The sequence below is a fragment of the Microbulbifer sp. THAF38 genome, assembly GCF_009363535.1.
Classification (GTDB): domain Bacteria; phylum Pseudomonadota; class Gammaproteobacteria; order Pseudomonadales; family Cellvibrionaceae; genus Microbulbifer.
Genome location: NZ_CP045369.1, coordinates 4,570,486 through 4,589,491 on the forward strand (window position 1 = coordinate 4,570,486; position 19,006 = coordinate 4,589,491).

Consider the following 19,006-nt stretch of genomic DNA (forward strand, 5'->3'; position numbering starts at 1 on the left):
CCGCGGAGTGTTTCGTGCGTCACCTTCTCCTCGCCTTCGCCTTTGTTCTGAGTCCGGCCATAGCCGATGAGCCGCAGCCGGAAGTCGATACCGGCCGCAGCGCAATCAAGTCTGCCAAGGCCGAATCCTATATGGCGGTTACCGCCAACCCCCACGCCAGCCGAGCTGCCGAGCAAATCCTCGCCCTGAACGGCGGTGCCGTCGATGCTGCGATCGCTGCGCAGATGGTTTTGGGGCTAGTGGAACCTCAGTCATCGGGTATTGGCGGCGGCGCTTTTATGCTGAGCTATGACGCTAAAGATAAGCAGCTGCGTTATTACGATGGCCGGGAAACCGCGCCAGCGGGTGTGGATGAAAATTACTTTATGCACGACGGTAAACCGCGTTCATTTATGCAAGCGGTTATCGGCGGCTACTCAGTGGGAGTACCCGGCGTCATCCGCATGCTGGAAATGGCACACCAGCGCGATGGCAAACTCCCCTGGAAAGTTTTATTTCAGCCGGCCATCCAGCTTGCCGAAAATGGCTTTGAAGTTTCACCACGCCTACACCAGCTGTTGAGTAAGCTACCCCACGTAGATGCAAGACCGGCGATCGCCAATTACTTCTTTGACAGCAACGGCAACCCCCTGCCTGTCGGCCACCGGCTGAAGAACCCGGAGTATGCCCGCACACTTCGCGTAATTGCCGCTGGTGGTGCGGACGCTTTTTATAAAGGTGAAATCGCCGAGGCCATCGTCAAGGCAGTGCGGGGTGACACAAAAAATCCCGGCCTGCTTAGCCTTGAGGATATGGCCAATTATCGAGCCAAACAGCGCCAACCGCTCTGTTCCGTTTTTCTCGAATACCAGATCTGTGGTGCGGATGCCCCCTCATCGGGCGGCACCACCGTGGGCGGAATTCTGGGCATGTTGCAGGAGTTTCCCATCGCTGAAATGGAAGCCGGGGACGATCTGCTTACCCATTTGTTTATCGAGGCTTCAGAACTGGCTTTTGCCGATCGCAACACCTATTCCGCCGACTCAGATTTTATCAGTGTGCCCAGCAAGGCCCTGGTATCCCCCGCTTACTTGAGCGAGCGTGCAACCCTGATTAACCCCGACAGCGCCAACATAGCCAAACCCGGCAAGCCCAATACTGGGGCGAGCAAACGACTAACAGCCCAGTCACCGGAGATGCCCAATACCAGCCATCTAGTGATTGTGGATCGCTACGGCAATGGCGTGAGCATGACCAGCAGCATCGAAACGGGTTTTGGCTCGCGCCTGCTGGTAAAGGGTTTCCTGTTGAATAACCAGTTGACCGATTTTTCTTTCACCCCAAAAGCAGACAATGGGCAGTTGGTGGCGAACCGTATTCAGGCCGGCAAGCGACCCCGCTCTTCCATGTCGCCGACGGTGGTATTTAATAAAGATGGCAGCTTGCGCCTGCTGGTGGGCTCCCCTGGGGGCTCACGCATTATCGATTACACCGCCCGCACCATCCTCTACCATCTGGGACTGAATATGCCCATCGCCGATGCCATCGCCGCCGGCAACATTGGCGCTATCGGACGGCGTGTCGAGCTGGAGCCCGGCTTCTTTAGTCAGGACACCATCGATAAACTCAAAGGGCGCGGGCATCAGGTCATTGAGCGCAATCTCAATAGCGGTATTCACGCGATCGCGATAAAAGACAATACGCTCTATGGCGGTGCCGACCCCCGCCGGGAAGGCAGTGCCCTGGGGCACTGATTTTCTGGAGGAGGTGTATCATACGCCTCCTCAAAAAAACCAAATCCCTCCCCGGAAAGCTGCTATTCCTAAACCGGCATCCCAGATAGCAGTGTCCCTTCTTGCAGTACCCCATCTTGAGAGTGGTCCATACTTCCCCCTAGCTAGCGAGAAGCCAAAACGCAACTGGAGGGCCCCTCTTGGACCAGCGCAAAGTGGATGCCACTGGCATCGATCTCCTGCACGACCCCCGCACCAATAAGGGCACGGCTTTTACCGAGGCCGAACGCAGCAAGTTTGGCCTTAACGGCCTGATTCCCTACGCTCTGGAAACCATAGAAACCCAGGTAGAGCGGGTGATGATGCAGCTGAGCCACAAACACTCGGATATCGATCGGTTTGTCTACCTGACCGGCCTGCTGGATACCAATGAGACGCTCTTTTACCGGGTGGTGATGTCCGATCCGGTGCGCTTCCTTCCGATCATTTACGATCCCACTATCGGCGAAGCCTGTACCAAGTTCAGCCATATCATGCGCAGGGTCAGGGGTGTTTATCTGTCTATTGCGCAAAAGGGCAGTATCGCCGACTCCCTGTCCCACTGGCCGGACCGGGACATTCGCTTTATTTGTGTCACCAATGGAGGACGAATTCTGGGGCTTGGGGATATAGGCGCGAACGGCATGGGCATCCCCATTGGCAAACTGCAGCTATACACCGCCGCAGGGGGCGTGCCGCCAGAACATTTACTGCCACTCTTTTTAGATGCCGGCACCAATAATGAGCAGGTACTCGCAGACCCTCTCTATGTGGGCCTGCGTCGTAAACGCCCGGATACCGAGACGCTATACCGTTTCGTGGATGAGTTTGTGGACACCGTTCAGCAGCGCTACCCACACTGCTGTCTGCACTTTGAGGACTGGACCGGTAGTGACGCCGTCCACTTACTGCAGCGATATCGAGACAAGGTCTGCTGCTACAACGATGATATCCAGGGCACTGCGGGTATTGCCCTGGCCGGCATGATTAACGCCCTGAAAATCAAACAGGGCTCGTTAAAGGATGAAAAGATTTTCTTCGCCGGTGCCGGCTCTGCTGGCATAGGGCTTGCGGATTTATTTGTGAGTGAACTGGTCAATGAAGGGCTCAGTAGGGAAGAGGCCCAAGCCCGCATTATTATGTTCGATGAAAAGGGACTGCTGGTAAAAAGTCGTGAAGACCTCTTCGACTTCCAGCGCCCCTACGCGCACGACCAAGCCCCAACTTCACAATTATTAGAAGCGATAAAAACCCACAAGCCAACAACCTTGATTGGCGTCAGTACTGTCGGCCAATTATTTACCCAGGAAGTCGTGGAAACTATGGCTGCGCTCAACCCGCGGCCAATTATCTTTGCACTCTCCAATCCCACCGAGCACGCCGAGTGCAGCGCGGAGCAGGCCTATAGTTGGAGTCAGGGTCGAGCCATCTATGCGGCAGGCGTACAATTTCCCAAGGTCACACTCCATGGAAAAACCTACCTGCCGGGTCAAGCCAACAATTTATATATTTTTCCCGCTGTAGCCATGGCAATTTATGCAACTCGTGCTAAACGCGTTCCCGACTCACTCTTTATTGAGGCCGCCCGCGGGGTTGCCGAGCAAGTCGATCAAGATCTGTTGCAGCAGGGCTGTCTATTCCCGCCACAAGCAAAAATTTTAGAAATAGCCCAAAATACAGCAGCAAGGGTTAGCAAGAAAATCTTTGAGCTTGGACTCAGTGAACTAGAGTGCCCGAAGGATTTACTGGTATTTATTAAGGAGCATACCTACAAAGCTGAGTACTTTTCTTATTGTTAAAATTTAATCTTACTCAATAGAAAAATTAGAATGCATCCATTTGCAAGCAAGCACTTTAATTATTGAAACTCTTATTTTTTTCAGACTTTCGATCAAATACCAACCTTCCTTTGTAAAAAGTTTTTATAATTCTGGCTTCAGTTTGCTGAACTGCAGTACTCTTAAATATATTTCTATCTAAAACAATAAAATCTGCCCACTTACCCTTCTCGATACTACCTGTTTCTTTTTCCATGTTACCGGCATAGGCAGCATTAATTGTGAAAGCCTCAACCAGATCAAAAATAGGGATATGGTGATTCACTCCCCGATGAATAACCACTAAAGGGCTTACCAAGCCATTAACCTGAGTGAGATCAGAAGATAGCAGTGAGACCCCCAGGGGAAGGTATTTATTATCTCTCTTTAAGCGTTTATCTAAACGCTTCTTTGCCTTCGAGGAATCAGAATGATTTTGCAAAGCAAAAATATTTTCCGGTTGTACAAAGGCCACACTATGCGCCTGGGAGATGCCTTCCAGGGCTGTCTCTCCTTCCAAATAAGCATTGACGATAGCATTGCGCATTTCGGTACCGAATCCCGCCGACGCCAGGTCTCCCAATACTTTCCATGCCTTATTGGTTCCCTCTTTTCCGGAAACCAATATCTGTAGAGGAAGTTGGTAAGAGTGGGCTCTCTGTGCCAGAGCAGTGACTGCTTTTAAAGTTCCTGACTCGGCATCAGGCACTTTCTCAGCAATCCTCATTTGTAATTTTTTTGGAAGCCACTCGATAAAGCTTACCGAAGACAGCTTATAATCACTGATAGATATTTGACTAATTTTCTGCTGTAACTGTGAAAAATCTTTTTCGCTAAATGTTGGACTCACCACCACAGAGGACAGCACACGAATATCCATAGAGTCGATATCGGATAGCATATCAAAATAACGACTTCTGGCTTCCTTATCCTTTAAGTAAACAGCCGACTCATACAGGGTTGTCACACCACTGCTAGCCGCCAACGCCTGTATTCGCAATAAATCTGTTCGATAATCGCCGTCAGGATCTTTCGGAATTAATGCTTCTATTAACGCGACAGCGCCAGGGCCGCGTAACCAGCCGGTAGCAATACCGTGCTCATTTTTTTCTATAAATCCATTGACCGGATTTTCGCTGTCGTTATCGATTCCAGCAGCAGCCAAGCCTTCAGAGTTTGTCCAGATACTGCTTCGATCGGATGAGAATAAAATAATTGGGATAAGGTCATTGATTTGATCGAGTATCCCTTTATGCGGAGGCTCTGCAGAAAATGCCTGCATATTCCAACCATCACCAACAATTACCTGTTGCTCGGGGTTTTCTCGAATATAACGTGATACCGCCAAACGGTAGTCTTCGATGGAGTTTCCGGAAAACAAATCGATTCTTGATGCAGAACCTCGAATTTTTGCCCGTTGAAAAAACCCGGGCAATACCAGCTTACCGTTTAGATCTGCAATTTTGCTATCGGCTCCGATATAGTCCTCAACATTCGCCTCGCTGCCAACAAAGACGATGCGCCCATCCCTGATTGCCATTGCCGCAGCAATTGAGCGCACTTTATCCGCGGTGTAAATAGTAGCGTTGCGGACAATTAGCTGGGCAGGCTGACTTGGGGGGGAGTCAGAGCTTGCGCTCTTCGCCATAGGATCGCAGGAAAGGAGCAAAAGAATCGATAACAAAATTAGCCAGCGCATATAGCTACCCATCGTGTTGCCCTAACCACGCCCAGTTTTGCATGGTGACACCAACCTTATTCGATTGAGCGATCGACCAATTTACTCAAGGCCAGAGCCAGTGATAACCAAATGAGCCACTCACACAGGGACCCAGACCACACTCCAGCAGCGTGCTGGCCAGATTCGCCATCGCAATGGTAAGAAACACGATCGCAATAAATTTCTCGGGAAAAGAGAACCGACGCGGGGAAAGATTACGCCGTAAAAAGCCCAACATCATTGCGACCCCGCAATAAGCGAGTAGAGCAAAAAAAGCCAAAGCCGCCCAGGTATAGAGATGCAGGCCCAGGAAGGGCTCTCCAAACCCGGAATTTTCGGGCAGGATATGCAGCAACACTTGGCGCCCGGCAGCGGCCAATCCGGCAATACACGACAGAATGACAATGCCGTAATGGGCTGGGCGCACACCAAAACGCAAGTTCATCAGCAGCCCCAAACCCGCCATGGTGAAAGCCACTCGCTGCAGCAGACATAGGGGGCAGGGCAGTTGGTGCTGGTATAACTCGATAATAAAAGCGATCCAGAGAACCGCAGAAAGACCGAGAAGAGCCAGGGCATCGAGCCTTCGAACCATATACACCATAGTGGCACCCCGGCTAAAAGGAGAGGTCCAGCGGAGTGGCCGAGTGATAAATCAACCAGATAATGTAGATCACCATGGTCAGCAACCACCACACGGTGGCCGCGCGCTGGCGGCGCTTCCATATACACCAGGCTGAAATCAGAACGGTGAGAAAAGGCAGTACCAATACCACTGGCCATCTCCACAGACAGCAATACTCTGATACTAGTAGTAAATTCCCGCCAACGCCCTATCGCAGGGTCAACTCAGCGCTGGCAGCGAGTGCAAAAGAAGGTACTGCGCTGGCCCAGAACCATGTCCCGCACCGGGCTTCCGCAACTGGGGCAGGGTGCGCCCGCGCGGCCGTAGACATTGAGTTCCTGGGCGAAATAACCGGGTTTGCCGTCCCCCCCGATAAAGTCCCGCAGGGTGGTGCCCCCCTGGGCAATGGCGCGACTCAATACCTGCTTGATCGCCTCTACTAAGCGCAAGTAGCGGGCTTTGGAAATAGACCCTGCTTCACGGTCCGGACGGATACCCGCCAGAAATAGGGATTCACTGGCATAAATATTCCCCACTCCCACCACGATACGCCCATCCATAATGAATGTTTTCACCGACTGCTTGCGCTTGCGGGAAGAGGTGAACAAATAGTCAACACTAAAGTCCTCCGACAGCGGTTCCGGTCCCAAGTGGCTGAGCAGATCGTGGGTCAGCGGGTCTGCCGCAGTCCACAGCAGAGCGCCAAACCGGCGTGGATCTCTATAGCGAAGAATCAGCCCGCTATCGAGACGCCAGTCGACATGATCGTGTTTCTCGGGAGGCTCACCCTTCTCGACCAGGCGCAGGCTACCGGACATCCCCAGATGCCAAATGGCACAACCCCTGTCTGTATGTACTAACAGGTATTTGGCGCGCCGCTCCAGCTTCAGGATATTGGCATTTTTGATGTGCTTGGCAAAATCCAGGTCCACAGGCCAGCGTAGCCGGGGCTGTCGCACCACAACGGATCTAACCCGCTGTCCTTCCAGGTGGGGGGCAAGGCCGCGGCAGGTGGTTTCTACTTCAGGGAGTTCGGGCATCTCTCATCTCACGACGGCTTTAGCCGGGGACCGGACACAAAAAAGCCCGGCAAAAACCGGGCTCTTCTGCGAGTACGCGGGGGCAATTACTTGATTTTGCCTTCCTTGTACATAACGTGCTTGCGAACAACGGGATCGTACTTTTTGATCTCCATTTTCTCAGGCATGTTGCGCTTGTTCTTGGTAGTGGTGTAGAAGTGGCCAGTACCGGCGCTGGAATTCAGACGAATCTTCTCACGCATTGCTCAATCTCCAATCAGTTAGCTGGATACAGCTAATTATACTTTTTCGCCGCGGGCACGCAGCTCAGTCAGGACAGCGTCGATACCTTTCTTATCGATAACGCGCATGCCTTTTGCGGAAACACGCAGTTTCACAAAACGCTTCTCGGACTCAACCCAGAAACGGTGACTGTGCAGGTTCGGCACGAAGCGACGCTTGGTGCGGTTCTTAGCGTGGGATACATTGTTTCCGGTTACCGGACGCTTACCGGTTACCTGACATACCTTGGACATCTGTTGGCCTCTTCAAAACGCTTGTGCCCGCATGGCGCCAATCCTGAAGAGGAAAAGGGTGTGCGGGAACATAAAAATCGGGATTCTAATCCGGTTCCTGGATGGCGGCGGAACCTGTGCAGAATCTGGCCCGGCCGCAAAGAGCGGCGTTTTATACCAAAAGAGCCCGTAGGGAGCAAGTTTTGTACAGTACTTCTGTGTCAATCAATGCTTCTCTATTGAACTACCTACAACAGCCCCTGCTCAGCGAAGGATAAGGCCTGCCCCTCGCCCACAATCAAGTGATCCAATACCTTGATATCCACAAGCTCAAGGGCCTGCACCAAACGCTCGGTAATCCAGATATCCGCCTGGCTCGGCTCACAGATTCCCGAGGGGTGATTGTGCGCCAGAATCACGGCTGCTGCCCCACGCTGCAAAGCCACCTGTACCACCTCGCGAGGATAGACGCTGGCGGCATTCAGAGTGCCCTCAAACAGCTCCTCGAAACTGATAACGCGGTGCTGGGTATCCAGATATAGACAGCAAAAAACTTCGCGACGCCGGTGGCGCAACTGCATAGCCAGGTAGTCGCGCACCGCTGCCGGGCTACACAAAGCACTGCCTTGCCGCATAATTTCTGCTAGATGACGCCGCGCCATCTCCAACGCCGCCTGCAGCTGCACAAACTTGGCATCTCCCAGTCCGCGCGCGCGGCAAAACTGCTCCCTGTCTACCTCTAACAGGGCGCGCAGGCCACCAAACTCGCTCAGCAGGCCCCGCGCCAAATCCACTGCGGAAACGCCCGGTAGCCCCACCCGTAAAAAAATGGCCAGCAACTCGGCATCCGACAGCGCCGCGGCACCCCGCGCCAATAATTTCTCCCTGGGCCTCTCAGCTGCCGGCCAATCCTTGATCTTCATCTTCGCTCTCCGCCTTCCCTGACAGTCTTTTTTCTGTGAAATCTCTCCCCAACTCACCACAAGCACGATTTTCGCGTCTATCCTGCGCCTTATAAGTCCAGACGCAGAAATGCTAATCTAACCCGCTCGCATATATTCGGAAACTGTATCTATGTCCTCGCTGGCCGAAAAACGCATACTTTTGGGAATCAGTGGCGGTATTGCCGCCTATAAGAGCGCCGACCTTGTGCGCCGCCTGAAAGAACGCGGTGCCCAGGTAAGGGTGGTGATGAGCGCCGGCGCGCGCGAGTTTGTGCAGCCTCTGACCTTCCAGGCCCTCTCCGGCAACCCCGTGCACACCGACCTGCTGGACCCGGCGGCTGAGGCCGCCATGGGGCATATCGAGCTGGCCAAGTGGGCCGACCTGATCCTGATTGCCCCCGCCAGTGCCCAGGTGATGGCAAAGCTGGCCTGCGGTATGGCCGACGACCTGCTCACTACCCTATGCCTCGCCAGTGAGGCACCTGTGGCCCTGGCACCCGCCATGAATCAGGCCATGTGGCGCCACTCAGCCACCGCTGCCAATGCCAAAACCCTGCGTGAGCGCGGGGTACAGCTGTGGGGGCCGGCGGCTGGCAGCCAGGCCTGCGGTGACGTGGGGCCCGGCCGTATGCTGGAGCCCGCCGACTTGGCCCTGCAGGCCGAGTCCCAGTTCGGCGCCAGCGACTGCCTGCGCGGCAAGCGCGTAGCAATTACCGCCGGTCCAACCCGCGAGGCCCTGGACCCTGTGCGCTACCTGAGCAACCACAGCTCCGGCAAGATGGGCTTCGCCCTGGCTGAGGCCGCCCAGAAAGCCGGCGCCGAGGTAACCCTTATCGCCGGGCCGGTAAATCTGGCCACCCCCGTACAAGTGAAGCGCGTCGATGTCATTGATGCGCGGGATATGCAGGAGGCCGCCGAGCGCGCGGCCGACCTCTGCGATATTTTTATCAGCGCCGCCGCCGTTGCCGATTTTCGCCCCGCCTCGGTGGCAGAGCAGAAAATCAAGAAACGGGAGGGCTGCGACGAAAGTGCTATCGCCCTAGTTAAAAACCCGGATATCGTCGCCGGTATCGCCGCACGCAGCGAACGACGTCCCTTTACCGTGGGCTTTGCTGCAGAGACCCAGCAGGTCGAGCAGTACGCGCAGAGTAAACTACAGCGCAAAAACCTCGATATGATTGTCGCCAATGACGTCAGTGGCAGCGACACCGGCTTCAACAGTGATCGCAATGCCGTCACAGTGATAGATCGCCATGGCAGCACGCAACTGCCCGAGGCTCTAAAGGCCGACCTGGCGCGACAATTAATAGAAATCATTGCCGCCAAAGCGCAGCAGTAAAGGTTTACAGGCAGGAAAATCAGTGGTTTCCAACAAGAAAAATCAGGGCGAAGCGCTATTACACAAGGGGCTGTTACTACCATCGCTGTTGGCGGCCGTCGCCTGGCTCTGCGGAGCCTATTTAATCGTCGAACATATAATCACCCCCTACAACCAGGCTCAGGTACAACAGGCAACTCGAGTACAGGGAGAAACTTTCGCTCAGCGTGTACAGGCACTGCTGGGGCAGCGCGCCCAGCAGCTGCAACAACTCGAACGCAGTGAGCAGCCCCTTGAGGAGCTGCTGAAAACAGCACAACTACCGGAACAGTCTCGGGTACAGGCATTCTCGGAGTCGCAGATCCGCGTGGACGCGGGCGAAAACCCAACCCTGAACTTCGCCCTGGTGGACCTGCTCAAGCGTACTCGACAAGACAGCCAACAACCTTTGGAAATACTGCGCACCGGTGCCGACAACAGCTGGGAGCTTCACAATGCAATCAGCCTGGCCAAACAAAAAATCCTGATCAGCCAGCCCTTTGCTGTTCTGCAAAAATCCCTGGAGGCTCTCGATAAAAACCTGGGACAAATTCAACTGATCCAGAAGTTTCCCGAATCAGCTGCACAACCCCTCTGGCGCGGCGGGCAGGGCGGTGGGTTCAGCCACTCTGTAGCGATTCGGGATAGTTTTCTGCAGGTACAATTCAGCCCCTCTAATGCATTCACTCAGCAGCACAGCCTGCCAACACTGTGGATTTATCTCGCCGCTGGCGCGGGCTTGCTGCTCTCCCTGCTGTTACTGATACGCCTCCTACCGCGAGACAGCCGCGCACCCTGGGAGCGCAGCCCAAAAAGCGGGAAGCGCGAAAGTGAGAGTTTCCCAACCGCTGAGCTGCAGCAGGATAGTCAACTGGCGGTAGACCCCATGCCCCAGGGGCTGGCATCGGCGCCCAGTATCGCCCCAGAGGTTCCCGTGCAGGACATGGAAAACCGCGCTGCAGAAAGGTCAGCGTCCACATCGGGCAAACCTCAACACCAGCCCACTTCCGAGTTTCCCCACCACGTGTTTCGCGCATACGATATTCGCGGCATCGCCGGTGAGGAAATCGATGAGCCCTTTGCCTACCAGCTGGGGCGGGCGCTGGGCACCCTGGCACAGCACGCCGGAGAACAGATCCTGTTGGTGGGCCGCGATGGCCGCAACAGTAGTGCATTGCTCAGCAACTGCCTGATGGAAGGCATCCTCGATAGCGGCTGCAACAGTATCGACCTGGGCCTGATTCCATCGCCACTGCTCTACTACGCCTGCGCTAAAGGCAAGAACACCAGCAGCGGCGTTATGGTAACCGCGAGCCACAACCCGGCCGAATACAACGGCTTCAAGATCGTGCTCAAGGGCCGTCCCCTGTCCGAAGAAAAGTTACAGGGCCTACACCAGCTTATGCAGCAGGGGCCCTTTAAAAATGGGGAAGGCAGCAACCGCGAGCAGGATATTAAAGACAAATATATCGACGAGATCTTTAACAACGTGGCCCTGGCCGGGCAGCCACATCTGGTAGTGGATGCGGGCAATGGCGCCACTTCTGTCCTGGCACCACGGTTGTTCGAACAGCTGGGCTGCGCGGTAACCCCGATATTTTGCGAAGTAGATGGGGACTTCCCCAACCATCCCCCCGACCCCTCGCGTCCGGAAAACCTGCAGGCGTTGATCGACAAGGTGACAGAGGCCGGCGCAGATCTAGGGGTGGCCTTGGATGGCGACGGCGATCGCGTCACCCTGATTTCCAGCAGCGGCCGCATCGCCTGGGCCGATCAATTGGTGATGCTGCTCGCTCGAGACATTCTGGCGCGCAACCCAGGGGAAACGATCGTCTTCGATGTGAAGAGCAGCCGCACCCTGGCCCAGCTGGTCAGCCAGTATGGCGGCCGCCCGGTGATGTGGAAAACCGGCCACGCGCCGATGAAAAATAAAATGCTCGAAACCAAGGCAATTCTCGGTGGTGAGTTATCCGGCCATATTTTCATTCGGGATCGCTGGTTTGGTTTCGACGATGGTATTTACGCAGCTGCGCGCCTGCTAGAAATCATGGCCCTGCGCGAGCAGAGCTTGGATGAACTCCTAGACTCCCTGCCGCAAATGGAGAGTACTCCGGAAATATTGCTGCCCGTGGAGGAACAAGAAAAGTTCTCCCTGATAAAACAACTGCGCGAGCAAGGCGATTTTGACAATGCCGATATCAATACTGTCGATGGTCTGCGCATTGAGTTTTCTGATGGCTGGGGACTAGTACGCGCCTCCAATACCACCAGCGCATTGACGCTGCGCTTCGAGGCCGAAAATAAAGAAGCCTTGGAACGCATTCAAAAAGTAGTCATGGCACAGATAAAGAAAATTGCTCCCACTGCTGTAGTTCCCAACTGGGAGCTGCTCAACTAACGCACCTATTTTATTCAGTGCGGCACAGGCAGGTGCCGCAACCGACTCGTGGTCGGTGCTTTATTTAATCCAAAAGACACCCAACCGCGCAGTATCTTCAGCGGCAACTGGATGGCGGGGGAAAGCCAGCCAATCGCATCCCATCAAAAAGGAATGACCATGTCTCTCGATAAGAAGTCCGCTCTGCGCATCGCCCAGGTTTTGAATGAGGCTCTGCCCTATATTCAGCAATTTACCAATAAAACTGTAGTAGTGAAGTTTGGTGGCAATGCCATGGTGCATCACGAGCTGCAAAACAGCTTCGCCCGAGACATTATCCTGATGAAGCTGGTGGGCATGAACCCAGTGGTGGTTCATGGTGGCGGCCCGCAAATCGGGCTGCTGCTGAATAAACTCAATATTGAGTCCCGTTTTGTCGACGGTATGCGCGTAACCGATAGCGAGACCATGGATGTGGTGGAAATGGTGCTGGGGGGCACGGTCAACAAGCAAATTGTCAACCTGATCAATAAAAACGGCGGTCGCGCGGTGGGCGTAACAGGCAAGGATGGTTTGTTAATCGAAGCGCGTAAGCTTAACCGTAAAAACGAGAGTGCAGGCCTGCACGCCTCTGAAATTATTGATATCGGCCAGGTCGGCGAAGTGAAAAAGGTTAATACCGATGTGATCAATATGCTGATCCAAGGTGGCTTTATTCCAGTCATCGCCCCTATCGGGGTCGACAAGGAGGGGGTTTCTTACAATATCAATGCCGACCTGGTAGCAGGCAAGATCGCCGAGTGTCTGCAGGCGGAAAAGTTGATGCTGCTCACCAATGTGGCCGGGCTGCAAGATAAGCAGGGAGAAGTACTCACCGGCCTGACCACACAACAAGTGGAAGAGTTAATAAAAGACGGGACAATTTACGGCGGCATGTTACCAAAGATCGATTGTGCCCTCGACGCAGTAAAAGCTGGGGTCACTTCTGCTCATATTATCGACGGAAGGGTACCTCACGCGGTGCTGCTGGAAATATTTACCGATACCGGCGTCGGCACGCTGATTACCAATCACTCAGATTAACCATAGTGAGACATAAGACGTCGCGCATTAGCGCTTGGCAATTGAAGACAGACGTACGAATCGGTAGGATTCCGCCGCCGCAATATGAAGGCAACAAGAGCAAAAATCACCGTCCGCTCCCCAAGTGGACTAAAGGCAGTCAATGAGCAGCGAAAAAATCAATCGGCGTCAACAAATTCTGGAAGCCCTGGCACATATGCTGGAAGCCAGTCCCGGCGCACGTATTACAACTGCAGCCCTGGCCAAGGAAGTTGGCTTTTCTGAAGCGGCGCTGTACCGCCACTTCCCCAGCAAGTCGAAAATGTTTGAGGGTCTCATCGAGTTTATCGAGGAGACTATTTTCAGTCGTATCGCACTGATCCTCCAGGAGGAGCCCTCTGCCCTGGAGCGATGCCAGAGAATCCTGCACCTTCTCCTGGCATTCTGTGAGCGCAATCCGGGTATTACTCGTCTGCTCACTGGCGATGCATTGACCGGCGAGACCGAACGCCTGCACGGGCGCATCCTGCAGTTGTTTGACCGTCTGGAAACCCAAATCCGTCAGATTCTGCGTGAAGCGGAACTGCGCGAACACCTGCGCCCGACCCTACCTCTGGGCGGTGCCGCGAACCTGTTGTTGGCCAGTGCCGAGGGTCGCATAGTGCAATATGTACGCAGCGGCTTTAAACGTAAGCCTACCGAGTATTGGGCCGAACAGTGGCCAGTACTGACCTCCGGCTTTTTCCGCGAGACCGTCGCTGCGGCCAGGTAACTGGCTGTGTGTCTACTGCACCGGGATAATAAAAATAAGTGGTAAGTGGACACGCGCCTGTCAGCGCCGGGGAAATGCTTGAATGATCGGATCCGATCAGGATTTGGATGTGATTTCTGTGTAGCGTGCCGCGGCTTTATCAAACTCCTCACCGATAGAGCTGGCTTCCTCATTGCGCCGCTTGAGGCGCTCGCGCAAGACCGCGACTTCTTTCTGTAAATCGACGATACGCTGTAGAAGCTCCGGAGCTACCTCGCGGCCGCCGCGCTGGGTGCGCGCTGCCTGCGCTTCCTCCTGGGTAATCTGGCGGGTAAGACTGGTGATATTTGAGTGCATGATCGCCATGTCCTGTTCGACAATTGCCAGCTTGCGTTTGCGCGCACTCTCGATATCGGCAAGGCTGTTATATCGCTTGAGCAGCTTGCGGTCCGCCTCTTCCTGAGCCTCCTGCCGGCGCTGTGCCTCAAATTCCTCGGGGCTCAACTGTGGCGGAACCACTTCTATAACACGGCCGGAGAGGTTGAGAATTTCGTAGCCCTTGCCCACGTATTCCGGCGGTACTATTTCGTTGAGCACCACAATGCCCTGCTCATCGGTATAGCGATAGAGCACCTGTTCATCACTGGCAGCATTCGCCAGAGCACTAAACAACAAAGTGATTGAGGCCAGTAAACGTACTATGGGGGCGATTCTCAACGCTCTTCTCACTAAATGGGTGCGGCCCGCTACGACGAGCGGGCTTTTAATTAACCCGTTACGCCGTAACGTTGCCGGTAATTCACAATTTTTTGCAGGGTTTCACTGTCTTGCGACTCCTGCTCGAGGAAACTGATTATATTATCCAGCTGTACAATGCTGATTACCGGGATATTAAACTGCCGCTCAACCTGCTGAATAGCGGAGAATTCACAATCCTCGCTGGCTTTTTCCTGACGATTTAAACCGATGACCACACCGGCCGCTTCGGCACCGTGAGATTCGATGATCTGCATCACTTCACGCACCGCAGTACCGGCCGTAATCACATCATCAATGATCAAAACCTTGCCATTAAGCGGCGCACCCACTAAGGTTCCGCCTTCGCCGTGATCCTTGGCCTCTTTGCGGTTGTAGCAGAAAGGCTTATCGACCCCTTTCTGCGCCAATGCCACGGCAGTCACCGCACCCAGCGGGATGCCCTTGTAGGCCGGTCCGAAAATGACATCAAACTCTACTCCCGAAGCGATAATCGCCTCGGCGTAAGCCTGTCCCAGTGCGGCCAGTGCCGCACCGGTGTGGAAACGACCGGCATTGAAAAAATAGGGACTTTGACGGCCTGATTTCAGAGTGAAGTCACCAAAACACAACACCTGATGATCCAGGGCCAGTTGGATAAAATTGCGCTGATATTGCTGCATGGAAAATTGTTAACTATTGGCTAAGGTGAAGGGAGACCTCCCCGTAGCATTTCCGGGGATAGGCATGCAAATAATGTTTCTAATGATACACAGTCCGCTGGTAAGGGGCTAATAATGCGAATAGTGAGCTTGTCTGTAGACGGCGTTCATCAGGCCGCACAACGCGGTCTCTACGATTGGTTAGCTGAGCAGGATGCAGACATTATCTGCCTACAGGACCTGCGCTCTCTGGAGCCGGAGCTAGACCACCCCATATTCCACCCCGATGGCTATTACAGCTACTTCTTCGATTCGGGAACGCCCCATGAAAACGGCGTGGCCATCTATACGCGCAATCAGCCCAAAGCCATTATTTTCGGCATGGGTTTCGCCAACGGTGAGGATATGTACGGGCGCTATTTACAGGCGGATTTTGAACGCCTGAGCGTCGGCTCGCTATTAGCGCCGGTGGCCACCGACGAGGCTTCGCTGGAAAAGAAAGTCCAGTTTTTCGACGATATGCAAGCGCACCTGCACAAAATCAGCCGCAAGCGCCGCGACTTTATTTTCTGTGGTAATTGGGGCATGGCGCACCGCCGCGCCGATGTGCAGAACTGGCAGGACCACCAGGACAGCCCCGGTTTTATGCGTCACGAACAGCGCTGGCTGGACCAGTTGTTTAACGAGATTGGTTATGTCGACGCCTTCCGCCGCGTCGTCAAGGACACCGATGAATTTACCTGGTGGCCGAGTGGCACCGTGGGTGAGGGCGATGGCTGGCGCACCGACATGCAGATCGTATCGCACGGGTTGAAAAACCGTATCGAATACGGCGCGATCAACAAGAATGTCACCTTCTCCAGCCACCTGCCGCTGATGATGGATTACGACCTGGAAGTGTAAGCAGCGCAGGACTCGGCTCGAGACAAAGTGGGCCGGGTCCTTTTACGAATGGGCCGGCTCTACAATAGAGCCTGCCTCATCTCAGCAAACTATAAAATCTCACTCATCCAGGGCTTTCTGCTGCAATTCAATCAACTCATCGATCCCCGCCTTGCCTAAGCCAAGCATCTGCGCGAATTCTTTCTCGGAAAAAGGCTTGCCCTCCGCCGTACCCTGCACCTCGATCATGCCGCCATCTGCCGCCATCACCAGGTTCATATCGGTATCGGCCGCACTATCCTCCGGATAATCCAGATCCAGTACCGGCTCGCCTTCATAAATGCCCACAGAAACCGCCGCTACCAGATTGAGCAACGGGTCCTCGGTGAGGATTCTTTCCCGCTGCATGTGCCGAAGAGCATCCACCAACGCCACACAGGCGCCGGTAATCGCCGCCGTGCGCGTGCCGCCATCGGCCTGGATCACATCGCAGTCCAATGTAATTTGGTTCTCACCGAGTTTTTCCAGGTCCACGGCTGCACGCAGGGAGCGGCCGATCAAACGCTGAATTTCCACCGTGCGGCCGCTCTGTTTGCCCTTGGCCGCCTCGCGCGGCATACGCGAACCGGTGGAGCGCGGCAGCATGCCGTATTCGGCAGTAATCCAGCCGCTGCCCTGGCCGCGCAGGAAGCGCGGCACTTCACTCGATACTGAGGCGTTGCACAGGACCTTTGTGTCACCAAATTCTACTAACACGGAGCCCTCGGCGTGGCGGGTGTAGTTTCGGGTAATTTTTATCGGACGCAATTGCGCCGCCGCGCGGCCACTGGGACGCTGCATAGCTCACCTCAGTCAATGAATGAAAGCCCTGCATTATATACCCCCACATGGATATCCGAACGCTGTGCTATGATGCCGGGCCGATAAATACGCCTGCAGGGGACGAGCAATGGCCAATAACCGGGAACAGAACAAAGTGCGAAGCATGACAGCCTTCGGTCGCGCCGAAGCCGCTTATGCCACAGGAAACGCCATTTGGGAGCTGCGCTCGGTCAATCATCGCTACCTGGAGCCGCACTTCCGCCTGCCAGAAGTTGCCCGTCCCTTGGAAGCTCAGCTGCGCGATATCTTGCGGAAAAATTTATCCCGCGGAAAAGTGGAACTCACGCTTACGGTAAAACCCAACAACGTGGAAACTAGCGGGCTCGAAATTAACCAACCTCTGGCACAGGCACTGATTCAGGCTGCCAAACAGGTCACCGGCGGCGTAGAGGCCCAGCCGCTCAACCCCCTGCAAATTCTCCAGTGGCCCGGCGTCATCAGTGAACCGGAAGCCGATACCGAACAGCAATCCGCCACTATTTTGCAGGCATTTCGCGAAGCGCTGGAACAGCTGCGCGCAAATCGCGAACGCGAAGGTGCAGAGCTGGCCAAATTTATCGAGGCCCGTTTAAAAAGTATTGAAGAACAGGTGACATTGGTGCGGGAGCAACTGCCTCAAATTTTAGAGGCACAGAGGGAAAAACTGCGCAGCCGCCTGGAAGAGCTGTCTGTGGAACTGGACAAGGAACGCCTGGAACAGGAAATTGTACTGCTCGCTCAAAAAGCTGACGTAGACGAAGAGCTGGACCGCCTCAATGCCCACACTGTAGAAACCCGCCGGGTACTCGCCGGTGGTGGCGCTATAGGCCGACGCCTGGATTTTCTTATGCAGGAGTTTAACCGCGAAGCCAATACTCTGTCCTCCAAGTCCGTGGTAACCGATACCACCCAGGCTGCGGTAGAGTTGAAAGTATTAATCGAACAGATGCGCGAGCAAGTGCAGAATATTGAGTAAGGCAATTATGGGGTTTTTAACTGAAGCCAAACTAAAGACCCCATATTAACACTGCCCATCAGCCTTTCTCTGTCCTTTCCCACCGCACATTGAACAGTATTAGTTATGCAAAACAATATAAAATGGGTTGGGGCTATATTCTTAGTTTTAACCGCTATTGAAATTATTAATCTATTTACTGGCCGATCGCTGAACTATTTTGGCCTGATTCCTCGATCCATCAACCATCTCCCCCATATTTTTTCCGCTCCACTGTTGCATGGAAGCTTCTGGCACTTTCTGTCAAACATCGTAACCCTTTGCGTTTTCAGCTTTTTGCTATTGCAATATGGTGCGAAAACCTATTTGAAAGTGACATTGACGATTATTGTGACCACCGGGCTTGCGGTCTGGCTATTTGCCAGAGGGGGAAACCACCTGGGTGCCAGCTCAGTAATCTATGGTTACTTTGGGTTTTTACTGCTGGCCGGATTTATCAGCAAGCAGTTTCTTCGATTAATGACATCGATTTTTGTCGGATTGGTTTATGGCGGACTTATTTTCGGCGTGCTGCCACAAGGAAAGTATATTTCCTGGGAATCACACTTGTTTGGTTTTCTATTCGGCTTGATGGCTGCAAAAATGTGGGCACATACACCCAACTATATTACGGCCCGACAGGCAGCTCCTAAAAATTAACGATTTGCCTTTGGCATGCTCACAGTACGCCTACTCGGTTAACTATATCCAGATCGCATGCAAAAGAATTCAAAAAATAAATCTCCCCTCTCACAACCTGAGTAAAGCATCGAATGATGTTTTGAACTGAGTACGGTACTGCGGTGGTGATCGATAAAGAATTATCACCGCAAGATCCGGCTAGGCCATCACTGACGACTCGAACGTGCTCCGGGAAAAATCCTGAGGCAAACAAATCTCTTTGTAAACTCTTTTGCGGACTCCCCTGTAAACG

The 19,006-nt window shown here is 54.0% G+C and carries 19 protein-coding genes; 9 read left to right on the plus strand and 10 right to left on the minus strand.

Going from position 1 to position 19,006, the window contains the following annotated elements; all coding sequences use genetic code 11:
- Positions 1 to 14 precede the first annotated feature (14 nt).
- Both ggt and FIU95_RS19890 read left to right on the plus strand, forming a co-directional pair.
- Positions 15 to 1,733, plus strand: coding sequence for a gamma-glutamyltransferase (gene ggt, locus FIU95_RS19885; RefSeq protein WP_152455847.1), 1,719 nt, complete (start codon positions 15 to 17; stop codon positions 1,731 to 1,733).
- 179 nt (positions 1,734 to 1,912) lie between these two features.
- A complete protein-coding gene (locus FIU95_RS19890) occupies positions 1,913 to 3,550 on the plus strand; it encodes an NAD-dependent malic enzyme (RefSeq protein ID WP_152455849.1) in 1,638 nt (545 codons plus the stop codon).
- 55 nt (positions 3,551 to 3,605) lie between these two features.
- Here FIU95_RS19890 and FIU95_RS19895 read toward each other — a convergent pair whose 3' ends face one another.
- The 7 genes from FIU95_RS19895 to radC all read right to left on the minus strand — a co-directional run bounded on the left by FIU95_RS19895 (position 3,606) and on the right by radC (position 8,370).
- Positions 3,606 to 5,267, minus strand: coding sequence for an amidohydrolase (locus FIU95_RS19895; RefSeq protein WP_172975467.1), 1,662 nt, complete (start codon positions 5,265 to 5,267; stop codon positions 3,606 to 3,608).
- Positions 5,268 to 5,352: 85 nt separating this feature from the next.
- Complete coding sequence (locus FIU95_RS19900; RefSeq protein ID WP_216646286.1) at positions 5,353 to 5,892, minus strand: disulfide bond formation protein B; 540 nt, start codon at positions 5,890 to 5,892, stop codon at positions 5,353 to 5,355.
- A 13-nt stretch (positions 5,893 to 5,905) separates the two neighbouring features.
- Positions 5,906 to 6,064, minus strand: a complete 159-nt coding sequence (locus FIU95_RS21260; protein WP_172975468.1) for a DUF5993 family protein — start codon at positions 6,062 to 6,064, stop codon at positions 5,906 to 5,908.
- A 73-nt stretch (positions 6,065 to 6,137) separates the two neighbouring features.
- Positions 6,138 to 6,953, minus strand: coding sequence for a bifunctional DNA-formamidopyrimidine glycosylase/DNA-(apurinic or apyrimidinic site) lyase (mutM, locus tag FIU95_RS19905; RefSeq protein WP_152455853.1), 816 nt, complete (start codon positions 6,951 to 6,953; stop codon positions 6,138 to 6,140).
- 86 nt (positions 6,954 to 7,039) lie between these two features.
- Positions 7,040 to 7,195 (minus strand): 50S ribosomal protein L33, encoded by a 156-nt coding sequence (gene rpmG / locus FIU95_RS19910; RefSeq protein WP_020413983.1) that lies wholly within the window; start codon positions 7,193 to 7,195, stop codon positions 7,040 to 7,042.
- A gap of 36 nt (positions 7,196 to 7,231) precedes the next feature.
- Complete coding sequence (gene rpmB, locus FIU95_RS19915) at positions 7,232 to 7,468, minus strand: 50S ribosomal protein L28 (RefSeq protein ID WP_020413982.1); 237 nt, start codon at positions 7,466 to 7,468, stop codon at positions 7,232 to 7,234.
- A 227-nt stretch (positions 7,469 to 7,695) separates the two neighbouring features.
- Complete coding sequence (radC, locus tag FIU95_RS19920) at positions 7,696 to 8,370, minus strand: DNA repair protein RadC (RefSeq protein WP_152455855.1); 675 nt, start codon at positions 8,368 to 8,370, stop codon at positions 7,696 to 7,698.
- Positions 8,371 to 8,521: 151 nt separating this feature from the next.
- Here radC and coaBC point away from each other — a divergent pair, with 151 nt between their 5' ends.
- The 4 genes from coaBC (at position 8,522) to slmA (ending at position 13,959) form a co-directional block, all read left to right on the plus strand.
- A complete protein-coding gene (gene coaBC / locus FIU95_RS19925; RefSeq protein WP_152455857.1) occupies positions 8,522 to 9,730 on the plus strand; it encodes a bifunctional phosphopantothenoylcysteine decarboxylase/phosphopantothenate--cysteine ligase CoaBC in 1,209 nt (402 codons plus the stop codon).
- 22 nt (positions 9,731 to 9,752) lie between these two features.
- Positions 9,753 to 12,146: a phosphomannomutase/phosphoglucomutase gene (locus tag FIU95_RS21590; protein WP_152455859.1), complete on the plus strand. Its 2,394-nt coding sequence runs from the start codon at positions 9,753 to 9,755 to the stop codon at positions 12,144 to 12,146.
- 159 nt (positions 12,147 to 12,305) lie between these two features.
- Positions 12,306 to 13,208 (plus strand): acetylglutamate kinase, encoded by a 903-nt coding sequence (gene argB, locus FIU95_RS19935; RefSeq protein ID WP_152455861.1) that lies wholly within the window; start codon positions 12,306 to 12,308, stop codon positions 13,206 to 13,208.
- A 142-nt stretch (positions 13,209 to 13,350) separates the two neighbouring features.
- Complete coding sequence (gene slmA / locus FIU95_RS19940; protein WP_152455863.1) at positions 13,351 to 13,959, plus strand: nucleoid occlusion factor SlmA; 609 nt, start codon at positions 13,351 to 13,353, stop codon at positions 13,957 to 13,959.
- Positions 13,960 to 14,055: 96 nt separating this feature from the next.
- Here the strand turns inward: slmA and FIU95_RS19945 are convergent, their stop codons facing one another.
- Positions 14,056 to 14,655 carry a hypothetical protein gene (locus FIU95_RS19945; RefSeq protein ID WP_152455865.1) on the minus strand — a complete coding sequence of 200 codons (600 nt, stop codon included), beginning with the start codon at positions 14,653 to 14,655 and terminating at the stop codon, positions 14,056 to 14,058.
- A gap of 50 nt (positions 14,656 to 14,705) precedes the next feature.
- Positions 14,706 to 15,356 (minus strand): orotate phosphoribosyltransferase, encoded by a 651-nt coding sequence (pyrE, locus tag FIU95_RS19950; RefSeq protein WP_152455867.1) that lies wholly within the window; start codon positions 15,354 to 15,356, stop codon positions 14,706 to 14,708.
- 114 nt (positions 15,357 to 15,470) lie between these two features.
- Here pyrE and FIU95_RS19955 point away from each other — a divergent pair, with 114 nt between their 5' ends.
- Positions 15,471 to 16,238, plus strand: coding sequence for an exodeoxyribonuclease III (locus FIU95_RS19955; protein ID WP_152455869.1), 768 nt, complete (start codon positions 15,471 to 15,473; stop codon positions 16,236 to 16,238).
- Between the two features lie 99 nt (positions 16,239 to 16,337).
- Here the strand turns inward: FIU95_RS19955 and rph are convergent, their stop codons facing one another.
- Entirely contained in the window at positions 16,338 to 17,057 is a 720-nt protein-coding gene (rph, locus tag FIU95_RS19960) for a ribonuclease PH (RefSeq protein ID WP_152455871.1), read from the minus strand.
- A gap of 109 nt (positions 17,058 to 17,166) precedes the next feature.
- Here rph and FIU95_RS19965 point away from each other — a divergent pair, with 109 nt between their 5' ends.
- A complete protein-coding gene (locus tag FIU95_RS19965; RefSeq protein WP_152455873.1) occupies positions 17,167 to 18,054 on the plus strand; it encodes a YicC/YloC family endoribonuclease in 888 nt (295 codons plus the stop codon).
- Between the two features lie 105 nt (positions 18,055 to 18,159).
- Positions 18,160 to 18,732, plus strand: a complete 573-nt coding sequence (locus FIU95_RS19970; protein WP_152455874.1) for a rhomboid family intramembrane serine protease — start codon at positions 18,160 to 18,162, stop codon at positions 18,730 to 18,732.
- Positions 18,733 to 19,006 lie beyond the last annotated feature (274 nt).